Source organism: Gluconobacter sp. P1C6_b, assembly GCF_018811945.1.
Lineage (GTDB): Bacteria > Pseudomonadota > Alphaproteobacteria > Acetobacterales > Acetobacteraceae > Gluconobacter.
In genome coordinates this window covers 226,358-242,655 of sequence record NZ_JACRVU010000002.1, presented here as the reverse complement: position 1 = coordinate 242,655, position 16,298 = coordinate 226,358, and the positions used below count along the sequence as shown (strand labels likewise).

Annotated in this window: 15 protein-coding genes and 1 tRNA gene; 13 read left to right on the top strand and 3 right to left on the bottom strand. The window is 60.7% G+C overall.

Annotation, left to right across the window (positions count from 1 at the left end):
• Positions 1–80: 80 nt before the first annotated feature.
• From KP701_RS02875 to recQ, 7 genes are all read left to right on the top strand, one after another.
• Entirely contained in the window at positions 81–656 is a 576-nt protein-coding gene (locus KP701_RS02875; protein ID WP_011253907.1) for a sigma-70 family RNA polymerase sigma factor, read from the top strand.
• Positions 657–857: 201 nt separating this feature from the next.
• Complete coding sequence (locus KP701_RS02870) at positions 858–1,031, top strand: NepR family anti-sigma factor (RefSeq protein ID WP_215745630.1); 174 nt, start codon at positions 858–860, stop codon at positions 1,029–1,031.
• Positions 1,028–2,902 carry a sensor histidine kinase gene (locus tag KP701_RS02865; RefSeq protein ID WP_371818873.1) on the top strand — a complete coding sequence of 625 codons (1,875 nt, stop codon included), beginning with the start codon at positions 1,028–1,030 and terminating at the stop codon, positions 2,900–2,902. Before KP701_RS02870 ends, KP701_RS02865 begins: the two co-directional genes overlap by 4 nt.
• A gap of 112 nt (positions 2,903–3,014) precedes the next feature.
• Positions 3,015–4,700, top strand: coding sequence for a thiol reductant ABC exporter subunit CydD (gene cydD / locus KP701_RS02860; RefSeq protein WP_215745629.1), 1,686 nt, complete (start codon positions 3,015–3,017; stop codon positions 4,698–4,700).
• Complete coding sequence (cydC, locus tag KP701_RS02855; RefSeq protein WP_215745628.1) at positions 4,697–6,379, top strand: thiol reductant ABC exporter subunit CydC; 1,683 nt, start codon at positions 4,697–4,699, stop codon at positions 6,377–6,379. Before cydD ends, cydC begins: the two co-directional genes overlap by 4 nt.
• A 54-nt stretch (positions 6,380–6,433) precedes the next feature.
• A complete protein-coding gene (locus tag KP701_RS02850) occupies positions 6,434–6,841 on the top strand; it encodes an OmpA family protein (protein ID WP_011253911.1) in 408 nt (135 codons plus the stop codon).
• A gap of 13 nt (positions 6,842–6,854) precedes the next feature.
• Complete coding sequence (recQ, locus tag KP701_RS02845) at positions 6,855–8,723, top strand: DNA helicase RecQ (RefSeq protein ID WP_215745627.1); 1,869 nt, start codon at positions 6,855–6,857, stop codon at positions 8,721–8,723.
• Between the two features lie 6 nt (positions 8,724–8,729).
• Here recQ and KP701_RS02840 read toward each other — a convergent pair whose 3' ends face one another.
• Positions 8,730–9,221, bottom strand: a complete 492-nt coding sequence (locus KP701_RS02840) for a copper chaperone PCu(A)C (protein ID WP_225197986.1) — start codon at positions 9,219–9,221, stop codon at positions 8,730–8,732.
• A 129-nt stretch (positions 9,222–9,350) separates the two neighbouring features.
• On the opposite strand from KP701_RS02840, the gene nrdR reads away from it, so the two are divergent.
• From nrdR to thiL, 3 genes are read left to right on the top strand one after another with little or no spacing between them, the layout of a single operon-like run.
• Positions 9,351–9,851, top strand: coding sequence for a transcriptional regulator NrdR (nrdR, locus tag KP701_RS02835; RefSeq protein ID WP_215745626.1), 501 nt, complete (start codon positions 9,351–9,353; stop codon positions 9,849–9,851).
• Complete coding sequence (gene nusB / locus KP701_RS02830) at positions 9,848–10,330, top strand: transcription antitermination factor NusB (RefSeq protein WP_041112503.1); 483 nt, start codon at positions 9,848–9,850, stop codon at positions 10,328–10,330. The genes nrdR and nusB overlap by 4 nt, the downstream gene beginning before the upstream one ends.
• A 3-nt stretch (positions 10,331–10,333) precedes the next feature.
• On the top strand, positions 10,334–11,311 hold the full coding sequence (thiL, locus tag KP701_RS02825; protein WP_215745625.1) for a thiamine-phosphate kinase: 978 nt from the start codon (positions 10,334–10,336) through the stop codon (positions 11,309–11,311).
• A 24-nt stretch (positions 11,312–11,335) separates the two neighbouring features.
• Here the strand turns inward: thiL and KP701_RS02820 are convergent, their stop codons facing one another.
• Positions 11,336–12,529, bottom strand: coding sequence for a hypothetical protein (locus KP701_RS02820; RefSeq protein ID WP_215745624.1), 1,194 nt, complete (start codon positions 12,527–12,529; stop codon positions 11,336–11,338).
• A 139-nt stretch (positions 12,530–12,668) separates the two neighbouring features.
• Between KP701_RS02820 and KP701_RS02815 the strand changes: the two genes are divergently transcribed.
• Both KP701_RS02815 and glk read left to right on the top strand, forming a co-directional pair.
• The gene (locus tag KP701_RS02815) at positions 12,669–13,472 is read left to right on the top strand and encodes an SDR family oxidoreductase (RefSeq protein WP_215745623.1); all 804 of its coding nucleotides are present in this window, start codon (positions 12,669–12,671) and stop codon (positions 13,470–13,472) included.
• A gap of 112 nt (positions 13,473–13,584) precedes the next feature.
• On the top strand, positions 13,585–14,553 hold the full coding sequence (gene glk, locus KP701_RS02810; protein ID WP_011253919.1) for a glucokinase: 969 nt from the start codon (positions 13,585–13,587) through the stop codon (positions 14,551–14,553).
• 38 nt (positions 14,554–14,591) lie between these two features.
• Here the strand turns inward: glk and KP701_RS02805 are convergent.
• A tRNA-Cys gene (locus KP701_RS02805) sits at positions 14,592–14,665 on the bottom strand.
• Between the two features lie 180 nt (positions 14,666–14,845).
• Between KP701_RS02805 and KP701_RS02800 the strand changes: the two genes are divergently transcribed.
• Positions 14,846–16,279, top strand: coding sequence for a TolC family outer membrane protein (locus KP701_RS02800; protein ID WP_215745622.1), 1,434 nt, complete (start codon positions 14,846–14,848; stop codon positions 16,277–16,279).
• The last annotated feature ends 19 nt before the right edge of the window (positions 16,280–16,298 follow it).

Below are 16,298 nucleotides of genomic sequence, written 5' to 3'. Positions count from 1 at the left end.
TTTCCTGCACCCCGATGCAACATTTTCGCCTGACCGTTCATTGATCCCATGAAAACAGAACGAAATCAGGAGTCAGTTCCATGACGTTCCACGATCAGGTCATTGCCATTCTTCCGAAGCTGCGCGTTCAGGCTCTTTCGCTGACCCGCAACCGCGCCGCCGCCGAAGACCTCGTACAGGACGCCGTGTGCAACGCTCTGGCAGCCCAGAACAGCTTCATCCCGGGCACGAATTTCTCGGCCTGGATGCATCGTATCCTCCGCAACCGCTTCATTTCCGACCTTCGCAAGCGTCGTGAGACCACCGATATCGATGATGTACCCGCATCGTCCTTCGCCAGCCCGGCAACCCATGAGGACAACCTGGCTCTCAAGGATCTGTCGATGGCACTGTCCCGCCTTCCGGCCGATCAGCGCGAAGCTCTTGTCATGGTCGTGATCCAGGGCATGAGCTACGAAGCCCTGGCAGAAGCCACGGATTGCGCCGTCGGAACGGCCAAGAGTCGCGTCTTCCGCGCCCGTCGTCAGCTCGAAGCCTGGATGAGCGGAGACCTGCCGGCGAACGACAAGCTGCGCATCAAGGTCAAGGCCCTGCGCGATGCCATGGATGCCCGTCGCCGTGCCGGTCAGTCCTCTGACGATCTCATGCTTTCATGATCTCAGGATCCGCAATGGAAAGAATTTGTATCCATTGCGGATCGGCAGCGATTGCAGAAAACGTGTTGTTTTCGTAAGACTGGGTCGGCAGTTTATCCCGCAGCGGCTTCTCAGGAGAGACCCGGAGTTCGCGCCACAGTCAGTATTCAGGGGTGCAGGATCTGCATCTTCTGACGTCACAGGAAGGTTCAGGACCAGCCAATGACCGCAGGAGACAAGCGGAAGTCCTCAGCCACGGAGCCCAGGGGCGAGGATCAGGATTCGCCTTTCGGAATCTGGCTGAGCCGGGGCCTGCATCAGCTTTTTGATGATGTTGCAAACGAGCCGATCCCCGATGAGCTTCTCCGATTGATCGAGGAAGACCGAAACAAGTGACTGTTACCCGGTCTGGTTCTCCAGACCTGAATCCGCGGCGCTGGCGTCGTCTGTGGTACAGGCGCGACGCCCTGCGCAGCATCCGGATGTTTGACACCGTCGGCGCGCGGGTGATGACCCTGATTGTCGCGACGACGCTGCCTCTTGCGATCATCGCCTCTCTGCTAGCGTGGCATAGCTACCAGCAGAATGTCGGTAACAGCGCCATGCGTACCGAACGCGACACGCAGCTCGCCATTTCGGAAATCACGACGGATCTCGACCAGACCCACACGCTACTGGACATGCTTGCCGATGGAGACATTTCTTCAGGAAATGCCCTGAGGGAATTTGCGCTGGTCCAGACCGTCTCGCAGCATCACTACTGCATGCTGATGCTGACGGACGTGTCTGGCCGGCCATCAGTCGTTCTGCCGCCTCCTTCAACGCAGGATGCGGCAATCTGCTCGTCCCCCGAACTCACCGCGCCTGCGATGAACTCTCCGACGGCCAGAACGCCGGTTGTCGGCGTCGATGTACTGAAGGGCGACCGTGGCCCGCTCCTGAAGTTCGTTGTCCCCATTCTCAGCAACAACTCCGTTTCCGGCTATATCATTGCCGTCCGGACCCTTGGCTGGCAGCGCAGTCACCTTCCAAAAGGAGACAGCCGCCTTCTTCTCGGTACGGATAACAATTCACGGCATTTTCTGGCGATGCCGGATGGAACCCTCTATTCGCTTTTTCCGGATCGCCCTGTAACCGCGGAATTACCTGCAAGGGCGTTTGCGCGTCTGAAGAGGGACATCTCTTCCCTCAGCCTGCATGACGTCTTTACGAGCCAGGGCATTACCTACGCTTTTCAGAATGCCTATGGGCCAGTCAGTCTGATTGTCGCAACGGAGCGTACGGCCGAAGAAAGCCACGCTCTCAATATTTTCCTGATCCGGGTCAGCCTGATTGTCGGTCTGCTGGTACTTGAACTGATGGCCGTCGCACTGGGCGCGCGTCTGTTCCTGGTCGATCCGCTGGAGAAACTGGCCCTGGCGGTCGCAGACTGGCGCAAGGGGGCTGCCTTCGCACCCAGGATCAGTCATTCGATCCCGCTTGAAATCAGGCATCTGGAACGAGCATTTCTTCGCGCAACACGCCGTCTCAGCAAGCATGAACAGGACCTGGAACAGTCGGCCCGCAATCAGGACATGCTGATCCGGGAAATTCACCACCGCGTAAAGAACAACCTGCAGGTCGTGGCCTCACTGCTCAACCTGCAGGCAAGCCGCATCCGCTCCCATGAGGCGCGTGAGGAATTCCGTCTCGTGCGGGACCGGGTGAGGGCACTCGCGACCCTGCACCGCTACCTGTATTCCGAAAGCGGTCTCTCGGCGTTGGATGTCCAGAGTTTCCTGGAGGAGCTTTGCAGCATCCTGCTGTCCGCGAACGGCATGAACGCCCAGACCCGCATCCGGCTGCAACTCGATATCGAGCATGTCCTGATCTCTCCCGATCAGGCCGTCCCGATCGCGCTGATCGTGACCGAAGTCGTCAGCAATGCCCTGCGATATGCGTTCCCGGAGAACAGGGCGGGTCATATCGTGATCAACCTGCACAAGGTTGTTCCAATAGATCCGGAAAAGGAAGGGCTGGTGGAACTGAAGCTGGGTGACGATGGAATCGGAATCAATGCCGGTCAGGCCACCGAGTCCCGCACACGCAGGGAAGGAATCGGGATGCAGCTCATCCGCGGGTTCGCGCGTCAGATCAATGCCGATATGACGGTCAGCAATGAAAACGGAACCTGGTATACCCTGCGTTTCATTCCTGAACGTCCCTCCCTGACGGCATTGGCGATGGCGCGCAAGGCCATCAGTTACGGAGAAGACTCGGGCCTGTAACCGCAAAGCGACGTCAGGTTCCGCCCGCAAATCCACAAAAAAACCTAAATAAGCGGCAAGAATTGCCTGAAGCACTGTCTTGTCAGGCTTTTGCGACCTATATGCAGGGGTCATGAAGGCCGACAAGACAATCGCAAAAGCGTGGGTGAAGGCACAGGGACGCGCAAGCCGCTCCCGAACCTCTGTCGTAGTATTTTTAGGGTTGCTCTCGACCCTGCTGGGACTCCTGCAGGCCTGGGCGCTGGCTCGAACGCTTGCTTCCGTCCTGACCCGCGACACGGACAGCACCGGCCCAGCCATCGGCGTCTTTCTTCTGGCCTGCGTCCTCAGGGTTATCCTGTCCACCGTACAGGACATGACTGCCGCTTCAGCCGGGATCCACGCCCGTCGCCGCCTGCGCCGCGAGGTGCTGGACCGGATCATCGGCGAGGGGCCAGCACTCCTGCGTCGCCATCACAGCGCAGCCATTGCAGCCACACTGGTTGACCGTATCGAAGCGCTTGATGGTTACTTCGCTCGCTGGCTGCCCGCGGCATCACTCTGGCTGGTATCACAGTGGCTGGTCGTGATCGCACTGTATGTGGAAAACCATCCGGCAGGTCTGATCCTTGCGGCCTGCTGTGCCATGCTTCCCATCTTTCAGGCTGTCTTCGGCATTGCCACGGCCGTCGCATCCCGCAAGCAGTTCCTGGCCATGAGCCGCCTTCAGACGCGCTTTCTGGACCGTGTGAAGGGCATTGCGACCATCGTCCTTTCAGGTGGAACCGAACGAGAAACCCAGGCTCTGGCAAAAAGCGCCGATGACCTGCGTCAGCGTACCATGAAAGTCCTGCGGATCGCCTTTCTGGCTTCAGCAACCACGGATGTCGCCATGGTCGCAGCCCTTGTGCTGATCGTCGTGACACAGGCCCACACCCTGATGGGGCATCCCTCTGACGCTGTCCTGACACGCGCGCTGTATGCTGTCCTGCTGGTGCCCGAGGCGTTTGCGTCCTTCCGCGCCCTCTCGGCAGCCTATCAGGACCGCGCCCATGCCACTGCAGCGGCAGAAGCCATGCATGAACTAGCACCGCTGACCGACCGGACGGCGACAGGTCCTGATCTTGTCCCGACCAAAGGCGGCATTTCGGTCACGGCAGAACACGTCTCGTTTGCATGGGATGAGCAGCGCGGCACGGTCATTCATGACGTGAGCTTCGTTCTTCCTGCTGGTGCGACACTGATCCTCGAAGGTGCATCGGGGGCCGGCAAATCCACGCTTCTTGAACTGCTGCTCGGATTTGTTTCTCCCTCGCAGGGACGCATCCTGTTCGACGGACAGGACATGCAGAGCCTTTCGCCCCGCCAGATTTCCTCGCGGATCAGCTGGATCGGGCAAAAGCCCGTCCTGTTTGCCGGAACCATCCGTGAGAACATTCTTTTCGCGCGGCCCGATGCTTCGGCTGAAGATCTGAACCGTGCCGTTTCAGCGGCAGCCGTCGATCAGTATCTGGCGTCGCTCCCAGACGGTCTGGAAACGCGGATCGGCGAGGGCGGGTTTGGCCTTTCCGGCGGTCAGGCGCAGCGTATCGCCATTGCGCGCGCCTACCTCAAGAACGCGCCACTTCTGCTGCTGGACGAGCCGACATCCCATCTCGATCCGAAGACCGAAGCTGAAATCCTTGTCAGCCTGAAAGACCTCGCCAAAGGCCGGACCGTCATCCTGTGCAGCCATTCCGCGCAGGCCCGCCAGTTTCAGGGACGGCACCTCGTGCTTGATGCCGGTCGTGCCATTGCCTTTACGGGAGAAGCCGCATGAGCGCCCCGCTGCCTACAAATCCGGTTGCAGAGACGGGAAGCGAAACAGCGCTGTCCCGCATTCTTCAGGTCTGGCGTCCGCAATATACGCGCCTGATCACCGGTATGGTCATCGCCGAGCTGGCCGTCTGTGCGGGGCTGGCCCTGATGGGGCAAGCCGGTGGACGGATTGCAGGCGCTGCCGTCGGAGCAGGAGCCGCCTATCTCCTCCTGCGACTGTCGGGCGTAGCGCAAATCGTCCTGCGTTATTTCGAACGTCTTTATACACATGACGCCATGTTCCGCGCGCTGGCCGATCTGCGGGTCTGGTTCTATCGCAGGCTCGCTGGCGGTGCTGCGGCCGGTCTGGGTTTCCAGCGTTCGGGAGACCTGCTGACCCGTCTGGTTTCAGACGTCCAGACACTGGACAACCTGTATCTGCGGATCCTTGTCCCGCTGGTATCCGCTCTCCTGACACTCCCGATCGCAACGCTTGTCTGGATGCGGGCGGGAACGGAAGCAGGCCTGCTGACCGGCGCCCTGTTTGCCGTCCTTGCGTTCATTCTGCCACTGATGGGCGCACGCCTGTCCCGTCGCTTTGGTCCGGACATCCTGCGTGCGGAATCGGAACTGCGGATCGCCGCACTCGATCTCACATCCGGTCTGCGCGAGGCCCGGGCCTTTGGCGCTGAAGACGTCCTTGCCGCAGCCGTCACGGACCGTCAGGAAACCCTTTTCAAGGCCCAGCGCCGTCAGCAGACGCGCATGGCGCTCATGCAGGGCTTTGCAGGCCTGATCGCCAAGGCCGGAATTGTCATTATTCTGTGCGCCGTTGCGGGTCTCCTCTTCCCGCAGGCTCCGGCCATTGCTGGCATTACGGCACTGTTCGTCGCAATCACAGCGCTTGAAGGTGTGACGGGTCTGGCGCGTGCGGGCCTGCTGAGCGGGCAGGTCAGCCACGCGGCGCAGCGAATTGTTGAAATTGCCGATCGGGCTCCCCCGGCCCCCGAAGGCAACGCACCTCTCCCGGCAGGTCGCGATCTGCGTCTTGAGAACGTGACGTTCCGCTGGACCCCAGACCGGGCTCCCATTTTCCATGATCTGAACTTGACCCTCCGGCAGGGGGAGCGCGCAGCCCTGATCGGACCGTCCGGTGCTGGCAAATCCAGCCTGGCCGCCCTGATCCTCAAGGCCGCATCTCCCGAACAGGGCCGGATCCTGCTGGGTGGCACAGACATCACCACCCTGCGCGACAGTGACCTGCGTTCACAGATCGCCTGGCTGTCGCAGGCCAGCCATCTGTTTGATGACACCGTGCGTGGAAACCTGCTTCTGGGCCGGACGGACATTCCGGATACGGCCCTGTGGGCTGCGCTCGACCAGGCCAAGGTTGCAGACGTCGTGCGCAACCTGCCAGACGGGCTGGACACCTGGATCGGAGAAGGTGGCTCGAAACTTTCGGGCGGGCAGGGGCGCCGCATCGCTCTGGCGCGTGTTCTGCTGTCCGATGCTCCCATCCTCGTTCTGGACGAACCGGCAACCGGACTGGACGCGGAGACCGAGCGCGCTTTTCTTGAAACACTCAATAATGCGACCGAGGGACGGAGCGTTCTGCTGATCGCCCATCGACTGACCGGTGTGGAAAAACTTGACCGCATCTGGCGCCTTGAGGACGGACAGGTTATTTCCAGTGCGTGCTGACCGGCCTGCGCCGATCCAGCTTCACACTTCTTTATCCTGACAGGACGCTACGCCATGGCACGTTTCCTTTCCTTCGTCCGCATCGCGGCCCCGGTTTTCGTTCTGTCGGCTGCGCTGGCAGGCTGCGCCGAACAGCCGTCGCGTGACAGCTACGTCGTTTTCTTCGACCGTGAATCCGTAACACTCAGCCCCGTCGCCCAGGCTGTCGTGACCAAGGCTGCCACAGCCGCCCGCGCTGAACACGCTTCCGTCGTTCGCGTTTCTGGCTCCGCAGGCACGAACGGTGATGCCGCAGTTCTGAAGGAACTGGCGACAAGCCGGGCCCAGACCGTAGCGACGCAGCTCAGCAATGATGGACTCAACGGTGCACGGATCGAAATGACGCCGTATGTTCCGAGCGAGCTTGAAGACTCCCACGTGGCGCTGCGTCGCGTTTCCATCACCATCGTTCCGGGTCACTGATCCGGCGCCCGGGATGACGCAGGCGCAGAACAGCCCTCCCGTCGCTCCGGGATCCACGCAGCCGCTAACTCCTGAAGGCGTCCTGGCGGAAGTTTTCGGGTTTTCCGGCTTCCGTGGTCTTCAGCAGGAGGCCGTCGAAACGGTCATGCGGGGCGAGGACGTGCTCGTCCTTATGCCGACGGGTGGCGGCAAGAGCCTGTGCTATCAGGTGCCCGCACTCTGCCGGGATGGCATGGGTCTGGTTATCTCCCCCCTGATCGCCCTGATGGACGATCAGGTTGCGGGCCTGAGACAGCTCGGCGTCCACGCCGCTGCCCTACATTCCGGACTTGAGCCGGACGAGCGCGACGAACTTCAGAGCGATCTGCGCAATGGCCGGATCGATATTCTCTATATTTCACCAGAGCGCCTGCTTCAGCCGGCAACAGCGAATTTTCTGTCAAAACGCCAGATTTCGCTGATCGCGATTGATGAAGCACACTGCATTTCAGCCTGGGGGCATGAATTTCGTCCCGAATACCGGGCACTGGCCAGCCTGCCAGAAATGTTCCCGGGCGTCCCGCGCATTGCCCTGACTGCTACGGCCGATCCCCGGACACGGGATGATATCCTCAACGCGCTCGGTATGCCCGATGCGCGGGTCCTGATGGCGAGCTTCCATCGCCCCAACCTTGTCGTGGAAGCCCGCGCCAAGGCCAGCGAGAGCCGACAGCTCCTCGAAACGCTTCAGAACCATCGCGAAGGGGCCTCCATCGTTTATTGCGGCAGTCGCAACAAGACGGAACGCGTCGCTACCATGCTGCGGGACAAGGGCCTGACCGCCCTGCCGTTCCATGCCGGTCTCTCTTCGGTCGAGAAGCGGGCCACGCTGATGCGTTTCCGCTCGGGGGAGGAAATGGTGATCGTCGCAACGATTGCATTCGGCATGGGAATTGACCGGCCGGATGTGCGCTGCGTCGTCCATCTGGACATGCCCTCATCGCCGGAAGCCTATTACCAGCAGATCGGACGGGCAGGACGCGATGGCGAGCCCTCAGACACGCTGCTGCTCTATGGCGGCGAGGACATGGCCCGGGCGCGGTACTGGCTGGAACAGTCCAGCGCGCCCGACCACGAAAAGCGCGTCATGCAGGCCCGTCTGGAAAGCATGATCGCGCTCACGGAAACCACAGGCTGCCGCACACAGGCGCTGCTTGCGTGTTTCGGAGAAAACCTCGCCCAGCCCTGCGGTCACTGCGACAACTGCATCAGCCCGGTTTCGACATTCGATGGCACCCAGGCCGCCCAGAAAGTCCTCTCGGCCATTTATCGCACCGGCCAGCGTCTCGGAGCAGTCCAGCTTTCCAATGTGCTGCGTGGAAAGCTCAACGAAACCATCGAACGCAATGCCTATCAGCATCTTTCAGTTTTCGGAATCGGCAAGGAACACAGCGAGCAGTGGTGGCGCGCCGTCATCCGTCAGCTGATCGCGCGCGGAGCCATCCGGATGCATGGCGAATATGGAAGTCTCGCGCTTCAGAGTGAAATCGCGCGCCCGATCCTGCGTGGCGAGGAGCGCGTGGCACTCAGGCTCGAAGCCAGGGCCGCCCTGACCGCCAGCGCGGGCTCGGACGGCCATACGGAAAACGATCGTCTGTCGGCGGATGAGAAACCGTATTTCGAGGCCCTGCGCCAGTGGCGCCTGTCCGAAGCGCGGGAACAGGAAATCCCACCCTACGTCATTTTCCACGATTCGGTGCTGCGGGACATCGCCCGCGAACAGCCTGCCAGCCGCGCTGAACTGGGAGGCATCAAGGGCGTCGGCGCCTCAAAACTGGACCGCTACGGAACTGCGGTTCTGACTGTCCTGCGCGAAATCAGCGAACCCGCCTCAGCCCAGTAAAGAACGTCAGTCGTGCGTCAGTTCGTCAGGCGCCGTGACCGTGAAGCTGACGGTAATGCTGCCGCCATTGAGAATCTCGAACGTAAACGGCACCTTGCTGCCAGCGGCAGGCATCTCACGGATTCCCATGCACATCATGTGGTAACCTGAACGCGGGAAAATCATCGTGGAGTCGTGGGGTAGCGCCAGATGCGTGAAGAGATCGTTTGCCCCATCCGTCTGCTGCTGGTTCGTATGATGCGCAACGACATTCTGACACAGCGGGGATGAAATCCCCTTCAGCAGGTGATCAACGCTGTCGTCATTGCGAATCGTGAAATAACCGGCCCCACGGTTGGGAAAATAGGCTGACGGGCGGAATGTCCCGTCCATGACCACGACCCGCTGCGCATCATGATCGGCATCCGGCGCCACCGCTGTTCCCGGAAGAGTCTGCTGGGCCATGGCCTGGGCAGTGGAAAGAGCAAAGAGGGCGGTCAGGACAGATACCCGTTTCAACGACAGTCTCCCGGTGTTGTGCGCGATTTCCCAAAGCCATGGGGAAGCCCGTTTGGGCCGGAACGCATCATCCGGTAAAGTGCTCCCATTTCCCCGGCCACGACAAGGCCCGAACACTCAGGATCGCGAATGCGTTGCCCTTTTTGCGGACATGACGACACCCAGGTCAAGGACAGCCGCTCCACGGAAGACGGCGTTGCGATCCGTCGTCGGCGTGTGTGCTCAGCCTGTACCCAGCGTTTCACGACCGTTGAGCGGGTCCAGTTGCGCGAACTGTCCGTGACCAAGGCAGACGGGCGTCGCGTGCCTTTTGACCGGGACAAGCTCGCACGTTCCATCCGCGTCGCCCTGCGCAAGCGCCCGGTTCCCGAGGAACGTCAGGAACGTCTGGTCAACGGGCTGGTCCGACAGCTTGAGGCTTCCGGGGAACACGAGATTTCTTCACATCGCATCGGCCAGCTTGCGATGGACGCATTGCGTGAAGTGGACGGTGTGGCCTATGTCCGCTTCACCAGCGTCTACCGCGACTTCCGCGAGGTCGAGGCGTTCTCGAAAATCCTCGCCGACATGAAACCCATTCCCGGGGAAACGGACATACCGTCCCCCGACGACTCCCAGGAGACACCATGACCGTCACAGACGCCCCCGCCGCAAATCCAACGCGCCGCAGCCGGACCATTGCCCGCGTTGCAGCCGTTCAGGCGCTGTTCCAGTGCGAACAGTCCGGCGACACGGCGGAAACCGTCATCAGCCAGTTCATCCGTCACCGCCGGATCAGTTCTACGGCCTCCTTCGACGATGGCCACATCCCCGATGCCGACCTGAAGCTGTTTCAGGAAATCGTCCTTGGGGTCACGCGGCGCCAGGACGATATCGATGCGAAGCTGAGCGATGTCCTGCCGGAACAGTGGCCGCTACCGCGTCTGGACCCGGTCCTGCGTGCCCTGCTGCGCGCCGCCGTGTTCGAAATCGGGACCGACACACCCGACCGCATCATCATCAACGAGTATCTGGATGTCGCCCACGGCTTCTTCTCGGGTGACGAGCCCAAGATGGTCAACGGGATCCTCGATACCCTCAGCCGTCGCGCCAACGACGGCAACGTCTGATTCATGCCGGGCGCGTCAGGGGCCGAAGCAGCGGGGGCAGGCGAGTTCGGCTTCATCGCCCGTCACTTCCGGCCTCTCGCCGGAGCGGAAAGCCTCGATCTTCGGGATGACTGCGCCCTCATGCGCTGCCCCGAAGGCGAGGAATTCGCCATTTCGACCGATACGATGGTCGAGAACGTCCATTTCCTTCCGAATGATCCGCCGGAGACCCTCGGCCGCAAACTGCTGCGCTGCAACCTGTCCGATCTGGCAGCCATGGGTGCAAAGCCCTACGCCTATACGCTGAACGTGACCGTTCCGCGCGGCGGCCGGCATGACGAAAACTGGTTTGTCGCATTCTCGCGCGGACTGGCGGAAGATCAGAAACGCTATGGCGTGCATCTGATCGGCGGCGATACCACGTCCATTTCGGGTCCTCTGGTCCTCTCCGCTACCGTATTCGGACTACTCCATCACAATACGGCGCTCCGCCGCAGTACAGCCAGACCCGGCGATGATATCTGGGTCACTGGCACAATCGGCGACGCTGCTCTGGGACTGCTTGTTCTGCAGGAAAAATTGCACGATCCGTCGGGATTTCTGGCAGAACGATATCATCTGCCATGTCCTCGGACAGGGCTTCATCTGCACGGCATCGTCAGTGCTGCGATGGATATTTCAGATGGACTGATTCAGGACTGCGGCCATATTTCCGAGGAATCCGGGGTCCAGCTTGTCGTGAACGCAGAGGCCGTACCCGTCTCGTCTGCGGCGGCCTCACTGGGGCATGAGTGGCTCATGCAACGCCTGTGCGGCGGCGACGATTACGAACTGCTTCTCACCTGCGCGCCCGAACGCTCAGAAGCGCTTCAGGCCGCCTGTCAGGCTGCCGAAGTCCCGGTCCACCGCATCGGAACGGTACACACCGGTTCGGGAGTCCGGCTTCTGGATGGAAAGGGACATGAAATTGTCCCGGAACAGGGCGGCTGGCAGCATTTCTGACAGACGCCCTGTGAAGGCGCGGCTTCAGGCCGGATCGTCGATCGGGCGTTCGTAAAGCCGATACCGTTTGTACGGTTCGGGCACGATGCTCTCGGCCAGATTGCGCATGTTGGAATCGGACGCCTGGATCCAGCCCAGCTCCACCCAGGAGTAGGGCAGGGATTTCCGCCGACGCATCAGCTCGGCAATCGCCAGCGAAGGCAGCAGAGCTCCCAGAACCGTTCCGCGCAGGCGCTGTGTTACGCCCAGAAGGATGACACGGGCCGAATGGAAGCGATGCGTCGTCAGGCGTGCAACCAGCTTCACCCAGCCCAGAGGCGAGGGCGCCCCGCCGAGATCACCGGCAATATCGTAAATATTGGGCACAACCAGCGCCATGGCGACAGGCTCGCCATTCTGATCGATCTGGACATAGTGTTCAGGACGAAGGACCGGACCAAGCTGCTTGATCATGGCCTTCATTTCGTAGTCCTGCAGCGGCACGAAGTTGAACTTGTCGCTCCAGGCATCATTGTAAAGCTGACGCAGGATCTCGCCCTGCTGGGCAATCTGCTTCTTCGACAGGCGCCGGATGGCGATGGCCCCAAGACGCCCTTCGCCGATCTTCAGATCACCCGGAACCTTGAAACGCGACTCCGTCTGGTCGTCCAGATCGAGCTTGTAGCTGAGAAGATCCTCGACCGGTTTGTAACCCGCGTCCTCGACCAGCTTGCCAAGCAGACGTGGATGCCAGGGCATCGCAACCATCAGGGGCTGGTCCTGTCCTTCGACCATCAGACCGGATTCGCCATTGCCACTCAGCGTGACCGGCCCGCGCATCGTCTGCATTCCCTGCAGACGCAGCCAGTTCCGTGCCATTTCCAGAAGAGCGCTGACAACGCTCCCTTCCGGAACGGCATCCAACGCACCGAAACAGCCGATCTTCATGCCCCAGTGCTCGATGGCACGATGATCCACGATCGCGGCAATGCGCCCTACGGCCGTGTTGCCGCGCCAGGCCAGAAAGTACCGGATACTCGCATGGCGGAAAATCGGTGCTTTCTTCGGATTGAGCAGATCATCCTGTTCCATGTCGAAAGCCGGGACGAAACCCGCCATTCCGGCATAGATGCGACGCGGGAGCGTCATGAACAGTTTGAGGTCAGCCCGCGTCGTCACTGGCCGAACCACAAGATCATCATGCGGCGCAGGGATGTCAGTCCTGTCGGGCAGTGTCATAATGGCAGGTGTACCTCTGATCGAAAAAAACATCCCGTCCGACGGGGTGATGTGCCAGTACGGCACGGGGTCGCATCTTGTTGCATGGGAGGGCTATACCCTTCCAGCCCCGATCCGACCACGAATAAAGCGGTTTTCCATGCCAGATGCTTCTGTTTCCCCTTCGAACACCCCATTTCACGTCCTTATTACCGGAGGATCAAGCGGCATTGGCGCCGCGCTGGCCCTTGAATATGCGCGCCCTGGAACGCATCTGACGCTCTGGGGACGCAACGCCGCACGCCTCGAGGATATTGCCGCGCAGGTCATCCGCAGAGGCGCTTCGGCCGAGATCCTGTCGCTCGATCTGTGCCGGACCGATGACGCCCTGGCGACACTGCGCAAGGCGGATGATGCACGCCGGATCGACATCCTGATCCTGGGAGCTGGGCTGGGAGACATCCGCCCGGAAGGAGCGTTGACCGAAACGGCCGAACAGGTCCGCGATATTTCCCTCGTCAATTTCACGACCCCGGCGACCCTCGCAACCGAAATGGCCTCGCGCATGGCAGCCCGCAAAGCAGGCCGTATTGCGCTCATAGGCTCGGTAGCGGCCTTTCACGACCTTCCGGTCGCCACGGCCTATAGCGGCTCAAAAGCCGGCCTGGCCCGCTTCAGCACGGCACTTCATGCTGCCATGACGCCACATCATGTCTCTGTAACCCTCATTTCTCCGGGTTATGTCGACACACCCATGAGTCAGCGCCTCGAAGGAGCCCGGCCGTTCCTCGTCTCGACGCGCCGCGCCGCGCGCATGATCGCACGCGCGATCGGGCAGGGCAGGGCACATCTTCTCTTTCCATGGCCTTTCGCTGTCGCCCGCTTCCTTGAAATGATCGTGCCGCGCGCCATCGTTCACCGGCTGCTGAGAACAGCAGAAGTGAAGCAGCGTCCGGTCAGCTGATGCACGCTGTCAGGACGATCCGGAACTTGACGTGGCGGAACCGGTAGGCAACTGCTGCGCATTGGAAAAAGCGCAGGCCACCGGCCAGCATCGCCAGAGGATTTGAGGTGCCATGAGGGAAATCGTAGCCGTCGATATCGGTGGAACGCACGCACGGTTTGCAATCGCGACCATCGAAGATGGCAAGGTCGTCTCACTGGGTGAGGCCACGACACTGAAATGCGCGGAACATGGCAGTCTGGCCCTGGCTTGGGAAACATTCGGACGCTCCCTGAACCGGACGCTCCCGCGCGAAGCCGGCATTGCCGTGGCCTGCCCGGTGAGCGGCGAGATCCTTAAGCTGACCAACAACCCCTGGATCATCCAGCCGAGCCAGCTCGGCGCGCGCCTGCATCTCGACAATTTCGTGCTCGTCAACGATTTCGGAGCCGTGGCTCACGCCGTGGCGCAGGTCGACTCCTCGCACATGAAGCATCTCTGCGGACCGGACATCGACCTTCCGACAGAAGGCGCCATCACGATCGTAGGCCCGGGCACGGGGCTGGGCGCAGCCTGCCTGCTTCGCCGCAGCGACCGCTATTTTGTTATGGAAACCGAAGGCGGCCATCTGGACTATCCGCCGCTCGACGAGCTCGAAGACAAGATCCTCAGCGCCCTGCGTCTGCGGTTCCGCCGTGTCTCGGCAGAGCGGATCGTCTCCGGCCCCGGCCTGACCAATCTGTACGAAGTCATCGCCGAGATGCAGGGCTGGCCCATCACCCTGCGTGATAACCGCACCTTGTGGAAAAACGCCCTCGATGGCTCCGACACGGTGGCCGTGGCCGCCTTGGAACGCTTCTGCCTCAGCCTGGGCGCCATTTCCGGCGATCTGGCGCTGGCACATGGCGCACGCGGCGTCGTCATTGGTGGTGGTCTGGGACTGCGTCTCGCCGACAGCCTCGGCCATTCCGGATTCGCCGAACGCTTTGTCGCAAAGGGCCGTTTCGAAGCGATGATGACCGAAATGCCGGTCAAAATCATCACACATCCACAGCCCGGCCTGTTCGGCGCTGCAGCAGCATACGCGGAAGCGCATCCGTAAAAACGAAAAACAAGACTGGATTTCCGGGGAGAAATCTCTGGAGGTCCGGGCGGGAATCGAACCCACATACGCGGATTTGCAGTCCGCTACATCACCATTCTGCCACCGGACCTCGGCGGAGACAGGCGCTATATCTCTCTTAGTGCCCGAAGGGTCAAGACCGATAATTGATCTTCGGAAGGATTTTTCTTCTGCCTTCCAACAGGCTATTAAGGACTGATTCACATAATGCTGTGATATCATGCATACTTAAAGAGCGGGAAATCTCATGACTTCAGGATGCAACGGCGCGATGAAACTGAAAGCCCCCCTCGGGCTTGGTCTTCTGTCGCTTCTCCTGAGCGGAACTGCTCTTGCCCAGAAATATGACGGTAGCAGTTCACCCAATTTTATCCCGCACACCCTTCAGGAAGCGCTTTCGACAGCGTACCTGACCAATCCTACACTGCGAGAAGAACGCGCTCACCTGCGCGCCACGGATGAACAGCTCCCCACGGCTCTCGCAGGCTGGCGCCCCACGGTCCAGACCAGCCTGAACCTCACCTATTATGATGGCAGCACCAACTACGCCTCGAAAGGCGGCTATCTTGGCAGTTCACGCCGTTATCAGACACCCGGCTACTCGGGCACCATCGGCATCACCCAGCCGCTCTATCAGGGTGGCAAAACGGTCGCCAGCGTTCATGCTGCCACGAACCAGATCATGGCTGAACGCGCCCATCTGATCCAGACGGAACAGGACGTCTTCACCAATGTCGTCAGTGCCTATGTGGGCATCATCGAAGACGAGCAGCTCCTCCAGATCGCCATCAATAACGAACACGTCCTGCAGCAGCAGGTCGAGGCGACCCAGGAACGCTTCCATGTTGGTGAAATTACCCGGACCGACGTTGCACAGGCACAGGCAGCCCTTGCCAGCGCAACCGCTGAGCGGCAGCAGGCTGAAGGCACGCTTCAGAGTGCTCAGGCAACCTATCTCCAGATAGTCGGCATTGCCGCGGCCCCCAATCTGGTGCCCCCGCAACCGCTCAACCTTCCCGTTCACAGTGAACAGGAAGCGGTGGCCACTGCTGTTCAGAACAATCCTCAGGTCGTCAACGCGCTTTTCACCGAGGCCCAGCGCAAAGATAATATTTCCGTCCAGATTTCCCAGATCATGCCCAAGGTTTCTGCCAGCCTGAATTATCAGCATCAGGTCAATCAGGCTTATGGGGACTCCCTACAGGACAACAAATTCGGCGAGATCGAATTCAGTGTTCCCCTTTATCAGGGTGGTTCAGAATATGCCTCGATCCGGGGCGCCCGTCAGGACGCACAGGCGGCCCACCGTGAAGTCGATGTCCAGCGCAGGACGGTCCTTCAGAAGGCCGCTTCAAGCTGGCAGCAGATGGTTTCCTTCAAGCAGTCGATTTCCAGCGACCGCATGGCCATTTCGGCGAATGTGATCGCTCTGGACGGCGTCGAACGGCAGGCTCTCGTTGGCACGAGCACGACGCTCGCGGTCCTTCAGCAGCAGCAGACCCTGCTGCAGTCCCAGCGAACTCTGGTGCAGCATCTTTCAAACCTCGTGACCTCTTCTTACGCCGTCGCGGCCGCGATCGGACGGCTTACAGCCGTCGATCTCAAACTGGGCGTCCCGCTTTATGACGAAAAAGCCTATTACAACGCGGTCAAGAACAGGCTGTGGGGTCTGAGCGACTATGCGATCAACCAGCCCGGTCGATAAAATTTTTCAATAAAACGGA